The sequence below is a fragment of the Polluticoccus soli genome (assembly GCF_029269745.1).
GTDB classification, from domain to species: Bacteria; Bacteroidota; Bacteroidia; order Chitinophagales; family Chitinophagaceae; genus Polluticoccus; species Polluticoccus soli.
Genome location: NZ_JARJHT010000003.1, coordinates 1 through 19,398, shown reverse-complemented (window position 1 = coordinate 19,398; position 19,398 = coordinate 1). Strand labels below are relative to the sequence as shown.

The 19,398-nt window shown below is 46.1% G+C and carries 20 protein-coding genes and 2 tRNA genes; 7 read left to right on the top strand and 15 right to left on the bottom strand.

Going from position 1 to position 19,398, the window contains the following annotated elements:
- Positions 1-139: 139 nt before the first annotated feature.
- A complete protein-coding gene (locus tag P2W83_RS16330; protein ID WP_276134838.1) occupies positions 140-613 on the top strand; it encodes a hypothetical protein in 474 nt (157 codons plus the stop codon).
- Between the two features lie 73 nt (positions 614-686).
- On the opposite strand, the gene P2W83_RS16325 is transcribed toward P2W83_RS16330, so the two are convergent.
- Complete coding sequence (locus P2W83_RS16325) at positions 687-1,235, bottom strand: hypothetical protein (RefSeq protein WP_276134837.1); 549 nt, start codon at positions 1,233-1,235, stop codon at positions 687-689.
- Positions 1,236-1,278: 43 nt separating this feature from the next.
- Between P2W83_RS16325 and P2W83_RS16320 the strand changes: the two genes are divergently transcribed.
- Complete coding sequence (locus tag P2W83_RS16320; protein ID WP_276134836.1) at positions 1,279-2,547, top strand: replication-associated recombination protein A; 1,269 nt, start codon at positions 1,279-1,281, stop codon at positions 2,545-2,547.
- A 33-nt stretch (positions 2,548-2,580) separates the two neighbouring features.
- Here P2W83_RS16320 and P2W83_RS16315 read toward each other — a convergent pair whose 3' ends face one another.
- Both P2W83_RS16315 and P2W83_RS16310 read right to left on the bottom strand, forming a co-directional pair.
- Positions 2,581-2,997, bottom strand: a complete 417-nt coding sequence (locus tag P2W83_RS16315; protein WP_276134835.1) for a hypothetical protein — start codon at positions 2,995-2,997, stop codon at positions 2,581-2,583.
- Between the two features lie 56 nt (positions 2,998-3,053).
- On the bottom strand, positions 3,054-3,785 hold the full coding sequence (locus tag P2W83_RS16310; protein ID WP_276134834.1) for an energy transducer TonB: 732 nt from the start codon (positions 3,783-3,785) through the stop codon (positions 3,054-3,056).
- A 104-nt stretch (positions 3,786-3,889) separates the two neighbouring features.
- Between P2W83_RS16310 and P2W83_RS16305 the strand changes: the two genes are divergently transcribed.
- On the top strand, positions 3,890-4,933 hold the full coding sequence (locus P2W83_RS16305) for a DUF2235 domain-containing protein (protein ID WP_276134833.1): 1,044 nt from the start codon (positions 3,890-3,892) through the stop codon (positions 4,931-4,933).
- A gap of 12 nt (positions 4,934-4,945) precedes the next feature.
- A complete protein-coding gene (locus tag P2W83_RS16300) occupies positions 4,946-5,608 on the top strand; it encodes a class I SAM-dependent methyltransferase (protein ID WP_276134832.1) in 663 nt (220 codons plus the stop codon).
- A 10-nt stretch (positions 5,609-5,618) separates the two neighbouring features.
- Here the strand turns inward: P2W83_RS16300 and P2W83_RS16295 are convergent, their stop codons facing one another.
- The 6 genes from P2W83_RS16295 to P2W83_RS16270 form a co-directional block, all read right to left on the bottom strand.
- Positions 5,619-6,356 carry a LytR/AlgR family response regulator transcription factor gene (locus P2W83_RS16295; protein ID WP_276134831.1) on the bottom strand — a complete coding sequence of 246 codons (738 nt, stop codon included), beginning with the start codon at positions 6,354-6,356 and terminating at the stop codon, positions 5,619-5,621.
- Positions 6,328-7,377 (bottom strand): sensor histidine kinase, encoded by a 1,050-nt coding sequence (locus P2W83_RS16290; protein ID WP_276134830.1) that lies wholly within the window; start codon positions 7,375-7,377, stop codon positions 6,328-6,330. Before P2W83_RS16290 ends, P2W83_RS16295 begins: the two co-directional genes overlap by 29 nt.
- A 9-nt stretch (positions 7,378-7,386) precedes the next feature.
- Positions 7,387-7,695 (bottom strand): DUF4288 domain-containing protein, encoded by a 309-nt coding sequence (locus tag P2W83_RS16285; RefSeq protein WP_276134829.1) that lies wholly within the window; start codon positions 7,693-7,695, stop codon positions 7,387-7,389.
- Between the two features lie 52 nt (positions 7,696-7,747).
- The gene (locus P2W83_RS16280) at positions 7,748-8,494 is read right to left on the bottom strand and encodes a LiaF transmembrane domain-containing protein (protein WP_276134828.1); all 747 of its coding nucleotides are present in this window, start codon (positions 8,492-8,494) and stop codon (positions 7,748-7,750) included.
- A gap of 126 nt (positions 8,495-8,620) precedes the next feature.
- On the bottom strand, positions 8,621-9,670 hold the full coding sequence (locus P2W83_RS16275) for a glycosyltransferase family 2 protein (protein WP_276134827.1): 1,050 nt from the start codon (positions 9,668-9,670) through the stop codon (positions 8,621-8,623).
- 16 nt (positions 9,671-9,686) lie between these two features.
- Positions 9,687-9,902, bottom strand: a complete 216-nt coding sequence (locus P2W83_RS16270) for a hypothetical protein (protein ID WP_276134826.1) — start codon at positions 9,900-9,902, stop codon at positions 9,687-9,689.
- Between the two features lie 93 nt (positions 9,903-9,995).
- Here P2W83_RS16270 and P2W83_RS16265 point away from each other — a divergent pair, with 93 nt between their 5' ends.
- Together P2W83_RS16265 and P2W83_RS16260 are read left to right on the top strand one after the other, a co-directional pair.
- Positions 9,996-11,132, top strand: coding sequence for a sensor histidine kinase (locus tag P2W83_RS16265; protein WP_276134825.1), 1,137 nt, complete (start codon positions 9,996-9,998; stop codon positions 11,130-11,132).
- 78 nt (positions 11,133-11,210) lie between these two features.
- A tRNA-Leu gene (locus tag P2W83_RS16260) sits at positions 11,211-11,295 on the top strand.
- Between the two features lie 54 nt (positions 11,296-11,349).
- Here the strand turns inward: P2W83_RS16260 and P2W83_RS16255 are convergent.
- The 3 genes from P2W83_RS16255 to msrA all read right to left on the bottom strand — a co-directional run bounded on the left by P2W83_RS16255 (position 11,350) and on the right by msrA (position 13,361).
- Complete coding sequence (locus tag P2W83_RS16255; RefSeq protein ID WP_276134824.1) at positions 11,350-11,643, bottom strand: chaperone modulator CbpM; 294 nt, start codon at positions 11,641-11,643, stop codon at positions 11,350-11,352.
- Positions 11,644-11,645: 2 nt separating this feature from the next.
- The gene (locus tag P2W83_RS16250; protein WP_276134823.1) at positions 11,646-12,572 is read right to left on the bottom strand and encodes a J domain-containing protein; all 927 of its coding nucleotides are present in this window, start codon (positions 12,570-12,572) and stop codon (positions 11,646-11,648) included.
- A gap of 114 nt (positions 12,573-12,686) precedes the next feature.
- Entirely contained in the window at positions 12,687-13,361 is a 675-nt protein-coding gene (gene msrA / locus P2W83_RS16245) for a peptide-methionine (S)-S-oxide reductase MsrA (RefSeq protein ID WP_276134822.1), read from the bottom strand.
- 150 nt (positions 13,362-13,511) lie between these two features.
- On the opposite strand from msrA, the gene P2W83_RS16240 reads away from it, so the two are divergent.
- Positions 13,512-13,596, top strand: a tRNA-Ser gene (locus P2W83_RS16240).
- 80 nt (positions 13,597-13,676) lie between these two features.
- Here P2W83_RS16240 and P2W83_RS16235 read toward each other — a convergent pair.
- From P2W83_RS16235 to P2W83_RS16225, 3 genes are all read right to left on the bottom strand, one after another.
- Positions 13,677-15,698 (bottom strand): OmpA family protein, encoded by a 2,022-nt coding sequence (locus tag P2W83_RS16235; RefSeq protein WP_276134821.1) that lies wholly within the window; start codon positions 15,696-15,698, stop codon positions 13,677-13,679.
- A gap of 15 nt (positions 15,699-15,713) precedes the next feature.
- The gene (locus tag P2W83_RS16230; protein ID WP_276134820.1) at positions 15,714-16,703 is read right to left on the bottom strand and encodes a PorP/SprF family type IX secretion system membrane protein; all 990 of its coding nucleotides are present in this window, start codon (positions 16,701-16,703) and stop codon (positions 15,714-15,716) included.
- A 35-nt stretch (positions 16,704-16,738) separates the two neighbouring features.
- Positions 16,739-19,398: Ig-like domain-containing protein (locus tag P2W83_RS16225; protein WP_276134819.1), on the bottom strand; the 2,660-nt coding region annotated here is incomplete at its 5' end.

The following is a 19,398-nucleotide window of genomic DNA, read 5'->3' as shown; positions in this document are numbered from 1 at the left end:
ACATGTTTGTAACACTGGCACACATATTGCGTTAGTATTTATAAACAGAAAGCCCAATATAGATTTTGCCTGTTGTATGAGGTAAAATTTATACCTAACTTTCATAAAATTCAGTTCTTAACTATATAAAAAAGTGCCTATGATCTTCTCAAGAACTTATCGGTACGATTCGTCAATGCCAGCGGAGGCCATTAAGGGTCGCCTAATTGGCAAACATGTAAAAGTACATAACATGGACTTCGAGGTCTCTGAAAAGGACCGAGTGCTTCGCATCATTCCTCATGCCGAGCAGGAGACGAACATCAAAACGCTGCCGATAACTCACGTAGAGTTTAAGGGGAAAGGAGACAAAACGCAGGTCGTTATCAACTCCAAAATGCGTAAGATCGATTCGGGTGGTCCGATGCTGATCCTGATCTTCTGCACATTTATGCTTATTGCAGCGGTGGGATTTTACATCTTCGGTCAGCAGGAGTATCTGAACTTCACTTATACCCTGGCTGGTATCAGCCTGGCGATATTTGTGATCTTCTGGATGCGAATGGAAGCGGGTTATTTTGATTATGTACGCAAGTTGCGTGACTATATTAAAAAAGAGAGCGTAGTTAACTAAGGTTGTAAACTACGCTCTCTTTTTTAACCCTATCAACGGCTACTGCTAAAGTGCAGAGCCGTAAATGAAACTTTTACTCTATGTATGGCTCAAGATCTTTCATTGGTGTATCGCCGTTGAAGGTCTTCACAAGCTTCCTGTCTTTATTATAGACGTTTATTTGGGGAAGCGCCTCGTAGCCGAAGGTTTTAGTAATAAAATCTGCGCTGTCAAGCCCCACCTGTACTGTCGGGTGGAGTTTGGATACACCTGTCGCGCCTTCAAAAACACTCAGCAGGCCTTCCATATTGGGAGATGCCAGCATCACAATTTTTGACTTTTTGAACTGGTTGATGTGTTTACCTATCATCACTGTCTCGTCTTGGCAGTGTCCGCAGGTAGGGTTGAACATGATCACAAACAAGTTGGCGCTGTTAGCTACATCCTTTTCGGTGATCACCTTTTTATCCGGTGTTATCATACGGATAGGTGGCATAGGCGCCCCCAGTTGTTTATAGTTTACAGAGCTGTCTGCAGCTACAGTGGTAGCTTGTGGCTCCTTCTTCTTTTTTTTCCATTGCCATTTTCCGAATGCCACAAATCCTGTGCTCAACAGGCAGGTAATGATTAGTAACTTGCGCATGGAGCGAATTTAGGGATTTACTTTAAAATGATTTGCTAATTGTATGGCGGGAAAACAAATACCTCTGGCGGAACGTATGCGGCCCCAAAGCCTGGAGGAGTTTATAGGACAGGAGCATTTGGTAGGGCAGGGAAAGGTGCTGGAGCAAATGATACAGAGCCGTAAGGCACATTCCATCATTTTTTGGGGACCGCCGGGAGTGGGGAAGACCACGCTGGCGCAGATCATCGCTCGTTCGCTCGACATCCCGTTTTTTACTCTTAGTGCTATAGATAGTGGTGTGAAAGACGTGCGCGCCGTCATAGAGCAGGCACGAAAGGCTGGCCATGCTTTGTTGTTCATAGATGAGATACACCGTTTTAATAAAGCACAACAGGATAGCCTGCTGGGTGCTGTAGAGAAAGGCATCATCACCCTGATAGGTGCCACTACTGAAAATCCTTCATTTGAAGTGATAAGCGCCTTGCTGAGCCGAAGCCAGGTGTACGTATTGAAGGCTCTCACAGAAGAACACCTGATGGCCCTGGTGAACCAGGCGCTGGAAAAAGACGAATGGCTGAAAGAGCAAAATATCAGAATAGGCGAATGGGAGGCACTGATACAGCTAAGCGGCGGTGACGCGCGCAGACTTTTGAATCTAGTGGAGTTGATCGCAGCATCGATGCCCGAAGGTGCGACAGTAGTGACCAATGATATAGTGCAGGACATTGTGCAGAACAAAATGGCGCTGTACGACAAGACCGGTGAGCAGCATTACGATATCATTTCAGCTTTTATTAAATCCATTCGCGGCAGCGACCCCAATGCAGCTGTGTACTGGCTGGCGCGGATGATAGAAGGTGGCGAAGATCCGAAGTTCATTGCGCGGCGCATGGTGATACTGGCCAGCGAGGATGTCGGCAACGCCAATCCCAATGCGCTGCTGCTGGCAACAACAACCTTCCAGGCAGTGGAACTGATAGGTTGGCCGGAATCGCGTATCATCCTTTCTCAGTGTGCCACCTACCTGGCATCTTCGCAAAAAAGCAATGCATCTTATATGGCCATCAACCGTGCACAGTCGCTGGTGAGCAAAACGGGTGACCTTCCAGTGCCACTACCAATACGCAATGCGCCTACAGGATTGATGAAGAAAATGGACTACGGCAAAGGGTATAAATATGCACACGATTACCCGGGCAATTTTGTGGAGGAGGAATTTTTGCCGGAGAAGATATCGGGAACGAAGTTGTACGATCCCGGTAATAACGCGGCAGAAGCAAGGTTGCGGGATTACTTAAAACACTGTTGGAAAGATAAATACGACTATTAAAAACAAGAGGCGCTTTAAGCGCCTCTTTCAATTTTATGGGTTGCCTATCGTATCATTCAGGTTATCACCTTTTTTCAGGCTGTCATCGTTGTTTTCATCTTCGTCCATATTGCGGACGCCTTCCTTGCTTTTTAGTTGCTCGCGCATGCTGCCTTCTTTGCCCATGTTGCCCTGGTCTTTCATGCGCTGTGTGGGTTGCGATCCTGTCCTTGGTTCACCCGGTGCAGTGCGGTTACCGGCATCAGGATCATTGATCAATCCAATTTTTGTATTCTCATCTCGCATATCACGTGCATCTGCGGGGCGGATGTCATCTTCCATATCTTCATTAGAGGCCACATTGCGGAACTGGCTTTTCTGTTCGTTCGCGCGTTCGCCGAGGTCTTTTTTGCCGCTTGTATTTCCCTGCTGAGGTCCGCGGTTCTCATTAAAACGATTATTGTCAGCCATAGTTGGTTGTTTTCAATGGATGACACTAAGATTGTGCCGCTGTAACTAGCAGGATGCTAATTGTCTATGCGGAAATGTATAGGGAGTGTAAAGCACATTTCGTACGGTACGTCATCCAGCACGGCAGGACTCCAGTCGGGCATCATATTGATTAGGCGAATAGATTCGGCATCCAGATCAGGGTCAACTGGGGTTCTTACATATGTACTTTTTATTTTTCCATTTGTGTCAACCACGAAGGTTACTGCCACTCTTCCCTGTTTTCCATTGTCGCGGGCACGCACCGGGTATTTGATGTTTCTACTTAAATACTTGTTCACGTCAAATTTTGGCTCAGCTCTGCGTTCATACTCTGTGTACTCAATCTCCTTTCCCGCGGTATCATGCATCTTCCCTGATTTTAGTTTTCCATTTTTATATGTAGCTATTCGTTTTAGCTTGCCTGTCGAATAATAACTTTTAAGCGCTCCATGCAATTCATTGTCCTTGTAGGCGCCCTGTGCATGTATCTGTCCCCCAGGGTAATAGTCTTCGATAGGACCATCGAATAAAAAACCGTTGCCCTGTTTTTTTAAGGTTCGTACCGACTTCAACTGCCCGCTTAGATAATAGTCTTTATGTAAAAGAGTATTTGAATCCAGCATAATGGAAACTTGATAATAATCGGCACTGTCCTTTGTCGTCATGCCGCCGGCTTTATTGTAATAAGTAGTATCAGATTTTGCAAGTCCGGCTTTTGGAAACAGAAAACCAGAAAGTAATAGAATAAAGAAGATCGTGTTTTTCATGCTGCGCAAAAATACTCATTTCCCATGGCGCTCTCATTATGAGAATACCGAATGGTTTATTAATTTAGAGATATTCTCCATGTTAAACTTAAATCACCTGAATTATGGGAAATCGCATCATTACCTGCAGCGATGGCACCTGGAATAAGCCGGGCGCAGCCTCTACCAACGTTGAACGTATATTCCAATGCATTGCCGACGAGACGCCAGATGGCAAGTTTCAATACAAGGCATATGACCAGGGTGTAGGAACCGGAACTAATTTTCTGGATAAGATCATAGGTGGCGCAACGGGCTCGGGTCTTACCCAAAACATCAAAGACATGTACCTGTTCCTGTGCATGAACTACCAGCCGGGCGACGATATTTACCTGTTTGGTTTCAGTAGGGGAGCGTATACCGCACGCAGTCTTGCCGGCTTTATTTACAATTGCAGCATATTGAGGCCAGAGAACATTCATCTTGTCAACACTGCTTTTGATCTGTATCGTAACCGTAACCCGCTAACAAAACCTGCTTCATCGCTGATGGCTTCGTTTCGCCGCAATTATTGTTTTGAGCGGCCGATGATCAAGTTTATTGGTGTGTGGGATACTGTAGGTAGTCTTGGTGTTCCGATATCGTTCTTCCGCAACCAGGCCAAATTCCGCTTCCACGACTGCCACTTGAACAGGGAAGTGGAGTATGCCTACCATGCATTGGCGATTGATGAACGAAGGGGCATATTTAAACCTACGCTTTGGGAAATGACGCCTGAGGCAAAACGCGAGGGCAAACAAGTGCTGGAGCAAAGATGGTTTCCCGGCGTACATAGCAATGTGGGTGGTGGTTATCTCGATCACGGCTTGAGTGATATTGCACTGAAATGGTTGATGGATAAAGCCGCAGGTGCGGGGTTGTATTTCGACCCGGAGATGTTGAAACAATTAAAACCCGAGTGTAGGCCACTGTTTAACGGTAAGAAATATAATTCGCATCTCGCCTTGCCTTATGTCTTATACCCACCGTCGTGGCACTGGCGCAAAATAATGACCAAAGACACTACCAATGAAGTGTTGGATGAATCGGTGCACGAGCGGTTGAAGCTGATGGGCTACAAGCCTAAAAACGTAATGAAGTTGCTCAAACAGAAAGGACTGTCTAAATAGATCACTGAGATTATGGGTACAGAAGAACAACATCTGCGGCTAGTGGCGCAGCAGCTACGAAAACCGGAAGGCGAAGACGGTATTACGACGGGAGAGATCATGAACCGGGGTAACCGCCTGATAAATGAGTATGCCATTCAAAAGCTGGACCCGGTGCCCGGAGATTCAGTATTAGAAATGGGTATGGGCAATGGCTATTTTATCAAAGAAATTATTGGTCGTGATCAGTCTATTTCATACACCGGCATCGATTATTCGGAGACGATGATAGAGGCGGCAAAGGAATTGAACAAGGAATGGATAGCGAAAGGACAGGTGAAGTTGGTACAGGGAGCGGTTGATAATATGTCCTTTGCTGATGGAGCATTTACAAAGGCGATGGGCATCAACATCATTTATTTTTGGGAAAACCCGACAATAGAATTGGCGGAGATAAGACGCGTGTTGAAACCGGGAGGAAAATTGGTAATTGGCATACGTCCCAAACACGCTATGTTGAAAATGCCGTTTACTAAGTACGGCTTTACCTTATATAGCAAAGATGACCTGGTTGAGCTGTTAACCCAAAATTCCTTTACCGTAAGTGATGTGCAGGAAATGGAGGAGCCTTCTTTTGATATAGGAGGCAAGACAATTAACCCGGAGAGCCTGATCGTAACGGCCGTGAGCAATTAAGCTTCAGTTTTTACCAACCCAGCAAGGTCTTCAGCCGCGACATACCGCTTTTGCTCACTACTACTTTAGCGCCGCAATGCAGCAACGCAATGTGGCTTTCTTTTTCATAAGGCTCTATACGCGATAGCTGGCTTACCGGTATCAGGAATGAGCGGTGTACACGCACAAACTGTTTCGGGTCGAAGCTTTGCTCAATATGATTAAGTGTACTCTTTTTAAGGTAAGTACCGTTGGAGGTAAAGATCTTCACGTAATCGTCGCTGGCTTCTATATAGTATATATCCTGCGCCGGTATGATGCGGATCATGCCATTGTCCTTTACCACTATCCGGTGCTGGTAGCCTTCGTAAATGTCATTTTCCAGCAGCTGCCCCATGGCAGGCAGATTCTTCGCCGCAGCCTGCTGCAGCCACTTCTGCATCGCTTTATCAAAACGTTCTCTTGACACTGGTTTCAGCAGGTAATCGACAGCGTGTGCTTCAAACGCCTTCAATGCATATTCATCAAAAGCAGTAGTAAAGATGACAGCAGGTGGATTGTCCAACAGCTCCAGCATCTCAAAACCATTTACTCTAGGCATCTGCACATCGAGAAAGATAAGATCAGGCTGGAGTTCCTGTATAGCTTTAAATCCCTCAAAGCCGTCGTTGCACTCGGCTACCACCTGTACTTGTGTATAAGGTTGCAGAAAAGTGGCGATGAGTTGGCGTGCCAATGGTTCATCGTCTATCAGTATCGCCTTGTACATGCTGAGGGATCTTTAAAATGGTTGTAAATATCTCGTTTTCCTGCGAGGTTTCTAAAAGGTCGGCACGGGCAAATAACAGGTACAACCTGCGGCGTATGCCTTCCAGCCCGAAGCCTGTACCCTTGGGCATCTGCATTTGCGGATCGTATGGATTGCTGATGGTGATGTGTAACATGCCTGCTTGCAAACTGATGTGCACAGTTATGGTTACCTGCCCTGTTTTGCCATACAGCCCAAACTTGATGGCGTTCTCTAACACCGGCTGCAGTAAAAACGGTGGTATCGTTGCTGCATCCGTGTATTCTTTCTCAAACTCCACTTTCAGCCTGTCTCCAAAACGTATCGCTTCTATCGATAGATAGGCTTCTATATAACTCAGTTCTTCATCAACGGGTATATGCTCTTGTCCCTCACGTCGCACAGAGCTGCGCAAAAAATCCGACAGTTTACCGATCATATCCTGTGCCTTACCGGGCGCTATCATCGTTAGCGCACTGATGGAGTTAAGGCTGTTATATAAAAAATGTGGCTGCAGCTGCTGACGAAGCTTGTATAGCTCTGCCTCTTTCAGCAATGCAGCAGCGTCTGTCTGTTGTGTAAATCTTTTCCGCACTTCATCCAGTTGCTTTTGCATGGCAATGACGCTGGCTATCCAGCAGGTGATAAGCCAGGTAGCTACAAAATGAATCACCAAACTCTGCCTGACGAAATTGGCAAACTCCTCGTTCTCGCTATCTAAGAGTTTGAGCAGGACATTATCCGTGAGCGTAACCGCCAGGCTGAGCACTGATGCTATGATGAGCGCATAGGTGAGAATACCCACCCTGGTAGGATAAGCCTGTATGATGATGAGCAACGCCCATACAGCCAGCGTTTGCGTGGCCGTAACTACAAAACCCGCGAAGATGGACAATGTTGAATCTGCAAAGCCCAGTTCATGAAACAGGTAAATATGCGCTGCTGCCAACAGGCAGAACAACGGCAACAGCCATGTCAGCACATATTTCTTTACCGGTTGCATGTACAGGTGTTAGCAGCTGGCAGATTCTGCCCAGAGAGGCGCGGCTATCGGTTCTACTTCTTTAACGGTAGAGAACAATAATGATCCATCATTAAGTACTACTTCCTGCAGGTCTTTGATGGCTACCATCTGCCACGATACAGCGCGCCCGTGACGGTCGATAAAGGCGGCTTCTTCTTCCTTGCCTATTATCTGCGCCTTGTTCAGCGCTTCGCGTTCATCGGCGGCAAATACCAGGCGGTACTGCTCGTCATATTGTTCGGTTCCTTTTGATGATGATTTGATCTTGTAAATGATCTGGGCAACGTAAGCTTGCATATAACATGGATTATGATGAACGCCTGCCGCGAATGCGACAGGCGAAATATTATTAGTATGATTTGATCTCGATACTACCGAAGCTGCAGCTTCCTTTCAGTATCAGTACCTTCCTCTCCTCTGTGGTGATCGTGGATGTGCGCATAGCCCTGTGATCTTCTACACTGCCGAAGGTCGGCTCTATTTCATTTTGCAGCTCCCAGTGCGATGGCACAATCAATTCAACACCGCTGAAGGTTACATCGAGATTCAGTATCATTGGCTGAACCGTGCTATCGGCCTGGATCATATTTATCTCAGTGCCGCCAAACGTGGTATTTACCCGGCCACCGCGAAACTCTTTTGAAGTAACGATCTCTTTCCTACCGCCGAAGGTGACATCTATATTAAGATAACTCTCCGTATTGGTAACAACCTCCGTCTCCTTTATGCAGTCGTTTTTTTTTCGTGAGCGAAAAACGATCAGCAAGCCCCCGATGATGAACGCCAATGGTACTACCAAGCTCGAAGCGCTCGTACCCATGATAGTGAACGGCGGTACCAGGTGCGCCACACCTACCAGTATCAGTATCCACCAGACGTGGTTGGTAAAGCGTTTGCGTACGCCTATGAACAGACCTATCGCGATAACGATGAAAGGCCATGTGCTGTGCCAGTTGATATAGGGAATGAGGCTGAGTTTCTTCAGCATCAGGAATACACCTAGCAGTAACAGTACCATCCCGCCGAAAACTCTGTTGCCACGACGGTCGCGCCTGCGATAGTAAGGGTTTGCATTCCAACGGTGTTCACGTGCCATCTTGATAATTATTGTTTGTTGAAGCAAAAGTATAACCCTTTACCACCCTGCAGAAGGGGCTTTAGGTAAACCCGGAGGGGTGGTCGGTAAATGGCAGAAAACTGTCGGTGAACGGCTAAGCCAACTCTAGCTCAAAGGTTTAGGCGTCCATTTTAGCTTGGGGAACACCTTTTTGCGCAGCACGAAATAGTCCCACACGATGCTGCGGTTATAGATGCCTTCTTCGTTGCGGTGGGTGATGTGTTTACTGCACTCACGGCGACGTTTCAGCCATTTGCCCAGGCTGCCGTAAAAGTTGAAATGCGCCCGAAGAATGGTCCATGTACCTATGAACTGCCCCGTCAGCAGTAACCTAAGACCTGCAATGCCGTCGAGTACCAGGCGCATAGGGAAAAGCCAAAGCAGCTTGCTGGCCTTCTCGTTCTTGGTAAGCAATATAAGGTTGTTGCGGAAGTTGTAGAACAGCTTTTGCGGACTGCCGTAGCTGATAACGCTACCGCCTACGTGATATACGAGTGACTGCCCAATGTAGCCGATCTTATAACCGGCATTCTTAAGGCGCCAGCACAGGTCTATTTCTTCCATGTGCGCGTAGAAGTCGTTATCGAGTCCGCCTATTTTGTGATACAGGTCGGCGCGTATCATCATACAGCCGCCCGATGCCCAGAACACTTCTATGTCGTCGCTGTACTGGCCTTCATCTTTTTCCAGGTCGGAAAACATGCGGCCGCGGCAAAACATATAGCCGTATTTATCCATGAAGCCACCGCCGGCGCCGGCATATTCCAGGTATTCGCGCTCGCGCCAGTAACGTATGCGCGGCTGGCACGCGGCCAAACCAGTATAGCGCTGCATAGCGTTGATGAGTGGTGGGAACCACCCGGGGGTCACCTCGAAGTCGGCGCTGAGCAGCACATAGTACTTGGCCTGTATCTGTTTCAGCGCCTCGTGGTAGCCATTGGCAAAGCCGCGGTTGATGGGGATCTGTACCGTTTTAACGGTAGGATAATTATCGTTCACCCATGCAAGGGTGTCGTCAGTACTTGCGTTGTCGGCAACAATGACCTCGTAGCCGGTCCCGGCTTCAGCCACTATCATCGGCAGGAACAGCTCATGCCACTTTTTGCCGTTGTAGCTAAGAATGACAACGGCGGTATCCTGCGCGCAAGTAATCATTGCCTAAAGCGAATGATTATTTATACTTAGGTTCGTAAAGAGTATTGTCTGGAACCTTGATATCCTCAGTGCTTTTGTAACCGTGTGTGTACAGGTTATAGCAGCCTGCCCATGCAAAAATGAATGTTCCGAAAAAGAACAGCAGGAATAAGAAACGTGATTTCGAAGGTTTGCTCAGTTCGATATCAGCCTCGTTAGGCAGAAGGTTACTATCGTGATGTTGCGTATGCATTAGGAGATAAAATTTCCGCTCGCAAAAATAATAGTTCTTCATTCAAAATCATAATATTTTTACCTTAACTACGTTTAGCGCACAGCAGGATCTATGAAGCAGTATATTAACTGGAAAACATATTTAATACTCGTTGCTATGTGTATAGTTGCGGCATCGCTGTACTATACCAACCAACTTGCCCGCAAACTGTCGGACGAGGAGAAGCAGAATGTGATACAACTGGTAGAGGGAATTAAGACGACCTACCTCACCGAAGACGAGGTAGCGCTCAGGTACGCATCAATGGTAGTAGAACAGAATAAAACCATCCCACTGATCCTTGCAGGAGACGGCGATAGCATTCTCAGTAACCGCAACCTTGATTCAAATAAAATAGCCAAAGACCCGACTTACCTACCATCAAAACTGCGTGAGTTCAAGGCCGAGCACGACCCTATAGTGATCGATTTCGGGTATGGCAAGCAGCACGTTTACTACGGAGAATCCTACCTGGTGAAGCAGCTGCGTTACTATCCTTATATCCAATTGATCATCATTACACTGTTTCTACTCGTGGTGCTGATCGCATTTACGTCCTCTCACCGATCCGTGCAAAACCAGGTGTGGGTGGGCCTTTCGAAAGAAACGGCACACCAGTTGGGCACACCACTTAGCTCTATAGAAGCCTGGCTGGAACTGCTGAAAGACCGGCCTGAGAATGCCGAAGCCGTAAGCGAAATGCAAAAAGACCTTGACCGCCTCAAGCTGGTAGCCGACAGGTTTGGTAAGGTGGGCAGCGCGCCAAGGCTGGAAGAAGAGGACCTGGTGAAACGCCTGCAGGATATGGTGAACTACATGCAAAAACGTGCGCCCAATAAGGTAAAGATAGACCTGGAGACCGATCACGACACGATGCCGGTGCTGCTTAGCGGGCCTCTGTTTGACTGGGTGATAGAAAACCTGATGCGCAATGCACTAGATGCAATGGCCGGCACGGGACGAATTGATGTGAAACTGGTAGACCAGCCAGAACAAGTGCTGGTAGATGTAACCGACAACGGCAAAGGCATCCCCAAGCACCAGGTGAGCAAAATATTCAACCCCGGGTTCACTACTAAGAAACGCGGTTGGGGATTAGGCCTTTCACTTTCTAAGCGTATCATTGAAAAATACCACCATGGTTCGCTCTATGTAAAGAGCAGCGAAGTGGGCAAAGGCACTACTTTCCGCATCATACTGCGCAAGTAGATATATGTATAAATTTTTGTTGCGGGATTGACTTTTAAATATTGGTTTTAGCACTTACCTTTGCAATCCCTTAAAGATGCGGCGGTGGCGAAACTGGTAGACGCACTACTTTGAGGTGGTAGCGCCTGTCATGGGCGTGGGAGTTCGAATCTCCTCTGCCGCACTTGATAAAGGCTTCCTTTGGGAAGCCTTTATTGTTTTGATATGTTTTCCTAAACTATGGTTCGTATAGCCTTAGTCGTTGTTGCAATGTACGCATCACATTTTCCATTTCTTCCATTTTACCAAGTAAGTGCATGATCGCTTCAAGTCCCGGAAGGTTAATGTCGAGCTCAGTATGCAGGCGTACCAGTTTTTCGGTATCACGCAGGTGTTCTATCTCCAGGAATTGTTCTCCCTCTATCGTCACTATTTCTATCAGGCCTGCTTCGTAAAAACTGGCAATGATAGTTGGAGAAATGTGGTTATGCATACAGAAATCCTGCGCAGGTATCAGGTCATCTTTTTCCATAGCTATTTTCTTAGACCGGACAGGTCGTTAAACAATTCTTTTTCCTTGTCGGTTAGTCCTGTGGGCAGAACAACATTGTAGGTGATATACAAATCGCCGAATTTGTCTTCCTGTTTATAAACAGGAAAGCCCTTGTTCTTGATCCGTGTTTTGGTACCGTTTTGTGTTTCAGCCGGGATCTTGAGTTTTATTTTGCCATCGAGAGTGTCAACGGTCTGCTCCCCACCCAATACAGCAGTATACAGCGGCAGATCGATGGTAGCGTGCAGATCATTGCCGGTCCTTTTAAACTGCGTGTCGTTATTGATCACGAATTTGATGTATAGGTCGCCGTTGGGGCCACCGTTAATGCCCGGGCTGCCATAGCCTTTAAGCTTGATCACTTGCCCATCCTCAACACCTGCTGGTATCGTGATCCGCACTTTCTTTTCGCCAACAGTTAGCACCTGCTGCCGGGTAGTGGCGGCATCGGTCAAGCTCATTTGCAGCTCCGCATTATAGTCTTCTCCGCGATACTGCGTCTGCCGACTTCTACCCCTACGGCCAAACACCTGTTCAAAGAAATCAGAGTAGTCGCCACCCTCAGAATTGAAGCCGCTAAATCCACCGCTTTCACCAAATCCGCCAAAGCCACCGAAACCGCCGGTGCGGCTTTGCTGCCCCGCTTGTCCTGCTTGTTGAGCCTGCTCAAACTGTTCAGCATGTTTCCAATGTTCGCCATACTGGTCGTATTTCTTCCTGTTCTCCGGATCGCCCAATACCTCGTTAGCCTCGTTTATCTCCTGGAATTTCTTATGCGCGGCTGCATCGTTGGGATTAAGATCTGGGTGGTACTTGCGCGCCAGTTTGCGGTAAGCCTTTTTTATGTCGTCGGTAGTGGCACTTTTGTCCACGCCCAACACTTTATAGTAATCAATGTATTCCGCCATATGTGCCAGAGGTTATGGTAGAATACATAAGATTGGTGCCAACGGCCACACGCTACCAGCAGCAAAAAGCCGGCTCGTTTTGCGATGCCGGCTCCTATCAATGCTGTAAAGAACTTATTTATGCGTCTTCAGCTTATCCTTAAATACTTTCTGAAACTTTTCCAGTTTGGGTTTTACCACGAATACACAATATGGCTGAGAGCTATTGTCATTGTAGTAATTCTGGTGGTAGTCTTCAGCTTTGTAGAAGGCGGTGGCTGGTGATATCTCCGTTACCACAGGATCATTGAACGCCTTCTCTTCGTTCAGCTTCTTCTTATATTCTTCTGCTTTTTGTTTCTGTTCAGGCGTATGATAAAAGATAGCTGAGCGGTATTGCGTACCTACGTCGTTACCCTGGCGATTGAGCTGCGTTGGGTCGTGGGCAGTCCAGAAGGCTGCCAGGAGCTCGTCGTAGCTGATCTTTGCGGGGTTGTAATAGATGTTCGCCACTTCTGCGTGACCGGTTGTGCCTGTGCACACCTGCTTGTAAGTAGGGTTCTCTATAATGCCACCCATATAGCCCGACTCTACTTTCTCCACTCCTTCCAGTTGCTGGAATTGCGCTTCCACGCACCAAAAGCAGCCGGCGCCAAAGGTGGCGACTTGTAATTGATCATTGTTTGCAGAGCCGTTTGTATTGTTCATTTGGTCAAAAGTTTTCGATTGTTCAAAGTTATTCTTCTGCGCGCATGCCGAAAGCTGTAGTGCGAAGAAACCCAGCGCCAGTATTGTTCTTAGTGTATGCATTACTACAAATTTACTTTATTTACGAAGGCGCCCGCTAAACGGATTTGTTATAGCACCATAACAACGTGCATTTAACATAGCATTAGAAAATATATAGCCAAAGCGGAAAAAACTTTTTGAAAATTCGCCTGCTTATCTAATTTTGCCCCCGGAGAGATGGCAGAGCGGTCGAATGCGGCGGTCTTGAAAACCGTTGTCTGTAACAGGACCGGGGGTTCGAATCCCTCTCTCTCCGCCTCAAATTGAAAAGCCCCGGACCGCGGGGCTTTTTTTATGCTTACAGCATATCTATTTTAAAAAATCAGGACTATCCTCTTAAAACTTACAGCCTTTACAAGGATCTACGTGCATATTAAAGCGCTCTAAAGATTTGATGTCGATGCTACCGCCAACAACTCTAAATTCTGTACGGCGGTTGCGCTGATGTTCAAACTCCGAGCAGTGTACACCGTCAGTGCAGTTATTACGGGGCTGGCTTTCACCATATCCTTTTGCCCGCATCCTGTTTTTATTGATGCCTCTTGCTCCCAACCAATTTACCACCGATTGTGCTCTGCGCTGCGATAATTTGATGTTGTAGGCAAATGGTGCGCGGGCATCGGTATGTGAGCCTATTTCTACAATAGCATCAGGATTTTCTTGTAAGAGACCGAGTAGTTTATTCAAGCTCGGTTGGCTTTCCTTGCGGATACTCGACTTGTTAAAATCATAATAAATACCTTCCAACACAATTGTTTCTTGCGGTGTCAGTTTAAGGTCTCTTGTGAATGTTGTTGTTTTCCTCACCCCTACTGTACTAACGCTAGCCTCATCTGGTTGATACCCTTCTTTCTGGGCTACTATTTTATACGAATGATCTTTATCAAGTTCAAAGTAGTAGCTACCATTAGTATCAGTCCTTTTTACTTTTTTCTGATTGGTAGCAATATCTATCAGATCAAGGTTTGCGGATGCTATCAACTCCCCTGTTTTACTGTTCGTTACCACACCATCCAAAACGAGTATTATTTTCGAAGGCTGGCTAAACGAATAAATATCGTCGCTGCCGGTGCCGGATATTCTATTGGATGAAAGATAGCCTGTGATTTGGTCTTGTACTGTTGATGGCTTTTGCTGGAAATAGAAATCATCGCCGGCAGAGTTAATGGGGTATTGCATATTTACAGGTTGGCGCCATTGGTTGCGAGCACCTTCAGCGGTAAATATGTCTAATCCGCCCATCCCGGCTTTACCATCTGTGGAATAATACAAAGCACCATCTTCCATTATAGTGGGGAACATCTCATCACCAAATGTATTGATGGCAGGGCCACAATTTTTGGGAGTGCCCCAGCTACCGTCCGCTTGTTTTTCACTGTAGTAAATATCTACGCCGCCGTAGCCGCCTGCTTTATCGCTTGCATAATATAACACATCGCCGGAAGGACTGAGCGCCGCATGGCCCAGGGAATAATGTTTTGCGTCATTATAAGCAAAGGGTATTGGCTTACTCCAGTTGCCATCAGCTTGCTTCGTTTGCATAAAAAGTTCGAGCCTATAGCGTGCGCGTTTCGTACGGTCATTATCCCGCGCATATTGCAGTGTTGCCTTGCCCGTGTTCGTGCGGGTAAAATACAGAGTGTCGAGACTTTTATTGAAGATTGCTGGGCCCACATGGTATTTGTAATCATCAAGCCGGTTTGAAAAAATGTAGATGGCTCCGCCTGTATCTACTGAGGTCTGAAATAGCTTTGTGAATGGAGTGAGTGTTCGTTTATAATCTTTTCCTCCGCCACGCTCCGAAGCAAATACTATTTGATTGCCATAGTAGCTCGTGCCCCAGTCTGCCAGGGTGGTGTTCCATGTTTTTTGTTCCTGCACTATATGATCCGTAGGATTTGATCGCCATTGCGGTGCCAGATCGCAGCCTTCGGATAAAATAGCTGCCCGCTCGGTATTGCCACCTTTGGATAGATAATTTGCTATTTGCTCTTTTGCTTCGGAATATTTAGAATTGTTTTGCAGCACTTCTATGTAAGACAAGAAATGGTCGTAACGCACCGTATCTTTGGAGTTGTTAGCGGGCACAGTATTCACCAGCAATGCATACCATTCTTCTGCTTTTTGATAATCATTGATCTGGCGGTAACTGTTGGCTATTCTTTCCAGTAAGCCAATATTGTTTTTTTCTTTATTCCACAACCGCTCAAATAAGGGTAACCCTTTGGCATATTCCTGGCGATAATAATAGCCCTCTGCAAGTTCACGGGTTGTTTTTTGCTCTTGCGCACAGATATTTGTTTGAAATAAAATACCGGCAACACAACAACCGAGGGCGATCAGTTTTTTCTTGAGCATCTTATAAAACATACCTTAAAAATATCTTGGACTGATAATAATTTGTTCTTTACGTTTGAATGTATAGCCGATGGATATTTCGTGAGAACCATGCTCATAATTGGCAATCTCCGTCAATGTGTAGTCATAGGCATAACCAATACGTAATTGTTTAGTTACAAAAAAATCTATTATCACCGACCAGGCATCTAAATAGGTTAAGTCAGGTTGTAAATGATCCTTATTCCAGAATGATACCCGTGTGCGGTAAGATCCGCCGAGCCAAATCCTGTCATTAAATAATATGAAAGCATTGAAGTCCATATTGGTTGGCCCTTTGAAATCTTCTTTGACTAAAATGGAAGGTTTGAGTTTTACTCTGTCGCTTACATTGAATAACATCCCTGATGTTAAATAAAGGTGCGGCGCGCGTTTGATGGTAGTTAAAACATTTTCATGGCGTGAGATCAGATTCAAAGCAGATAAACCTGCATACAATTTTGGAGTAGAATAGTAAACCCCCAGCCCGGCATCAGGGTTAGTTACGGATTTTAATTGTTCCAATTCTTGGTCATATGGATCTAAGGGGTTCAACTTATTTCTATCTATTCTGTAATTGTATATACCGGCTGATATGCCAAAGCAAAGCCTTCTGCTGTCTGCCTCATCTAATGGTATGCGGTAGGCAAAACTTGCTGCTCCTCCCGTGTTGTTTTGTGCTCCTAAACGATCGTTGATAAGCTGGAAGCCAACACCGAATCTATTACGTTCCCAAAAACTACCGTCAACACTCACTACAGCTGTTTTTGGTGCCCCAATAAATCCTGTCCATTGGTCTCTATAAGTGCCGTTGATGTACCAGGCTTCTTTATAGCCTGCATAAGCAGGGTTTACAGCAAGCCCATTAAAAATATACTGTCCAAACTGTATGTTTTGTTGCGCATAAATTCCTGAAGGCATTGCCAGCAGTAGATATATTAATCCTACACCTACTGCTAACTGCCATACATTTCGAAATGGTTTCATCTTCACTTTTTTAAAATAGTTTCACCTTACTATCCCTATTTAATAACTTCTACGTATCCATGGTAAGCTCTGTTTTTGAGGGTTGCAGGCATTCTAATAACATAGTAATAAGTACCGCCATTCAACCCTTCTGCAGACCAATCATTTTTATAGCTTGATGAATGGTATACTTGATTACCCCATCTGTTATAAATCGATATTTCCACATTATCCTGAATGCAGTCTATCACGAAATAATCATTTGCGTTATCATAGTTTGGCGTAATTACATTTGGTATGTGACAAGTATCCACAGGATTGACCGTAATTTCTAAACCATTGACCGTAATTATTGTATCCCTGTTACAGTTGTGTTCATTCATTACAGATATTATATAACTTCTGTCTCCGGCAAGGTTCATAAATAGAGGCGATGTTTGGTAAGCACCTCCATCAAGTGCATAACTGAAATTTGCTCCGCGTGGCGATAACACTTCTATACTTCCGAACGGATTAATTTCAGTTGGTTGTCTGACGTCTAATATCATCACGTCAGGGCTCGGATTGACCGTAATTGTGAAACTCATTTGCGTTCCAATACAACTGTCAGAGTAAGGGACTACAGTAATTGTTGCAGTAATTGGCTGATTTGTAGTATTTACAGCCACAAAAGATGGTATAGACCCGGTACCGCTTTTACCTAAACCAATGGTCGTGTCGCTATTCTGCCATACATAGGTAGCAAATGATGGAGTGCCACTAAATGTGATTTGAATTATAGTATCTTGATTACATACCACTTGATTAGCTACAGCATCCACAACAGGCAATTGCGGTGCTCTTATTGTATCTGTATGTGTAGTAATACAGCCATTAAAGTCAGTAATTATTACGGTGTATATACCTGTTGTCAGGCTATCCAAATCTTCCGTAACAGCACCGTTGCTCCAGCTATAGCTATACGGTGGAGTACCGCCAGCCACTGTTAGATCTATTGCACCCAATTTGCCATCGCAGGTCACATTAGTGGCCAGCGTGGTTGCAGTAATTACAGTAGGTCCACTATCTATAGTGTCTGATACGATTGTTGTACAGCCGTTTGCATCTGTAATAGTAACAGTATAGACCCCTTGTGTAAGGTTCGTCAAATCTTCTGTAGTGGCTCCATTACTCCAATTATAACTATATGGAGCTATACCGCCATTTACAGTTAAGTCTATTGAGCCTGTGCCGCCATTACATGTCGGTTGTATGGATGTAGTTGTGGCGGATAATAATGCGGGCTCTTGCAAGATTACCGTATCAATGTGTGTACATCCATTACCATCCGTAATCGTTACCACATAAACTCCTGCAGGTATATTGCTTAAGTCTTCGGTAACAGCACTATTGCTCCAGCTGTAAGTATAATTACCGGAGCTGCCACCAGTAACGGCTAGATCTATCGCGCCCAAACCGCCATTACATGCTATTGGTGTTATGCTTACAGATGTTACAATGGCTGATGGTAATACAATTATTGCAGTGTTACTAACGGCACCCATAGAATCCTTTACCGTATACCCCATCGGTGTTGGTGCATTTGTAAAGCCTGTAATTGGCATAAATGTAATGATGCCGTTAGAAGCAACACTCCATGCACCTTCACCTGGCATTGTAGCACCGATTATATTACCATTCGCATTTGTAATAATGTTCGTTGCTCCAATCGGCACTACCAAACTGATACTATCACCCTGAAGTATATCTCCATCTACATCCAGATCATTAGATAATACTGCTATTGCTGTACCGCTTATTGAATTACACAAAGCCGTGTCGTTCACCGCTACAGGAGGATCGTTCACCGGATCGATGGTGATGAATACGGTGGCCGTGTCGCAGAGGTTAGGTGTACCGCCATCGCAGATCGCATAGGTAAATGAGTCTGTGCCGTTAAAGTTCGGATCAGGGATGTAGGTGATGGTGCTGTCTGCATTGACTACTACCGAGCCGTTTGAAGGAGGTGTACCGACGATCGGAACACCTAACGGACTGTCAGAATCGCTGTCGTTGGCCAGTACAGGTATGGTGACCGGCGTGTCCTCACTGGTGGTGGTGGTGTCGTTCACCGCTACCGGCGGATCGTTCACCGGATCGATGGTGATGTATACGGTGGCAGTGTCGCAGAGGTTAGGTGTCCCACCATCGCAAATCGCATAGGTGAAAGAATCAGTGCCGTTAAAGTTCAGGTCAGGCGTGTAGGTGATGGTGCTGTCTGCATTGACTACCACCGAGCCGTTGGCCGGAGGTGTACCGACGATCGGAACACCCAGCGGATCATCAGGATCGCTGTCGTTGGCCAGTACAGGTATGGTGACCGGCGTGTCCTCATTGGTAGTAGTGGTGTCGTTCACCGCTACAGGCGGATCGTTCACCGGATCGATAGTAATGAATACGGTGGCCGTGTCGCAGAGGTTAGGTGTACCGCCATCGCAGATCGCATAAGTGAAAGAATCTGTGCCGTTAAAGTTCAGGTCAGGCGTGTAGGTGATGGTACTGTCTGCATTGACGACCACGGTTCCGTTTGACGGAGGTATACCGACGATCGGAATACCTAACGGATTGTCAGGATCGCTGTCGTTCTTTACCACAGGTATGTTCACCGGCGTGTCCTCATTGGTGGTGGTGGTGTCGTTCACCGCTACAGGCGGATCGTTCACAGGATCGATCGTGA

Bases quoted from the DNA above. Each gene is read 5' to 3' on its own strand.
- P2W83_RS16330 (WP_276134838.1), top strand. From the start codon at position 140: ATGATCTTCTCAAGAACTTATCGGTACGATTCGTCAATGCCAGCGGAG.
- P2W83_RS16325 (WP_276134837.1), bottom strand. From the start codon at position 1,235: ATGCGCAAGTTACTAATCATTACCTGCCTGTTGAGCACAGGATTTGTG.
- P2W83_RS16320 (WP_276134836.1), top strand. From the start codon at position 1,279: ATGGCGGGAAAACAAATACCTCTGGCGGAACGTATGCGGCCCCAAAGC.
- P2W83_RS16315 (WP_276134835.1), bottom strand. From the start codon at position 2,997: ATGGCTGACAATAATCGTTTTAATGAGAACCGCGGACCTCAGCAGGGA.
- P2W83_RS16310 (WP_276134834.1), bottom strand. From the start codon at position 3,785: ATGAAAAACACGATCTTCTTTATTCTATTACTTTCTGGTTTTCTGTTT.
- P2W83_RS16305 (WP_276134833.1), top strand. From the start codon at position 3,890: ATGGGAAATCGCATCATTACCTGCAGCGATGGCACCTGGAATAAGCCG.
- P2W83_RS16300 (WP_276134832.1), top strand. From the start codon at position 4,946: ATGGGTACAGAAGAACAACATCTGCGGCTAGTGGCGCAGCAGCTACGA.
- P2W83_RS16295 (WP_276134831.1), bottom strand. From the start codon at position 6,356: ATGTACAAGGCGATACTGATAGACGATGAACCATTGGCACGCCAACTC.
- P2W83_RS16290 (WP_276134830.1), bottom strand. From the start codon at position 7,377: ATGCAACCGGTAAAGAAATATGTGCTGACATGGCTGTTGCCGTTGTTC.
- P2W83_RS16285 (WP_276134829.1), bottom strand. From the start codon at position 7,695: ATGCAAGCTTACGTTGCCCAGATCATTTACAAGATCAAATCATCATCA.
- P2W83_RS16280 (WP_276134828.1), bottom strand. From the start codon at position 8,494: ATGGCACGTGAACACCGTTGGAATGCAAACCCTTACTATCGCAGGCGC.
- P2W83_RS16275 (WP_276134827.1), bottom strand. From the start codon at position 9,670: ATGATTACTTGCGCGCAGGATACCGCCGTTGTCATTCTTAGCTACAAC.
- P2W83_RS16270 (WP_276134826.1), bottom strand. From the start codon at position 9,902: ATGCATACGCAACATCACGATAGTAACCTTCTGCCTAACGAGGCTGAT.
- P2W83_RS16265 (WP_276134825.1), top strand. From the start codon at position 9,996: ATGAAGCAGTATATTAACTGGAAAACATATTTAATACTCGTTGCTATG.
- P2W83_RS16255 (WP_276134824.1), bottom strand. From the start codon at position 11,643: ATGGAAAAAGATGACCTGATACCTGCGCAGGATTTCTGTATGCATAAC.
- P2W83_RS16250 (WP_276134823.1), bottom strand. From the start codon at position 12,572: ATGGCGGAATACATTGATTACTATAAAGTGTTGGGCGTGGACAAAAGT.
- msrA (WP_276134822.1), bottom strand. From the start codon at position 13,361: ATGCATACACTAAGAACAATACTGGCGCTGGGTTTCTTCGCACTACAG.
- P2W83_RS16235 (WP_276134821.1), bottom strand. From the start codon at position 15,698: ATGCTCAAGAAAAAACTGATCGCCCTCGGTTGTTGTGTTGCCGGTATT.
- P2W83_RS16230 (WP_276134820.1), bottom strand. From the start codon at position 16,703: ATGAAACCATTTCGAAATGTATGGCAGTTAGCAGTAGGTGTAGGATTA.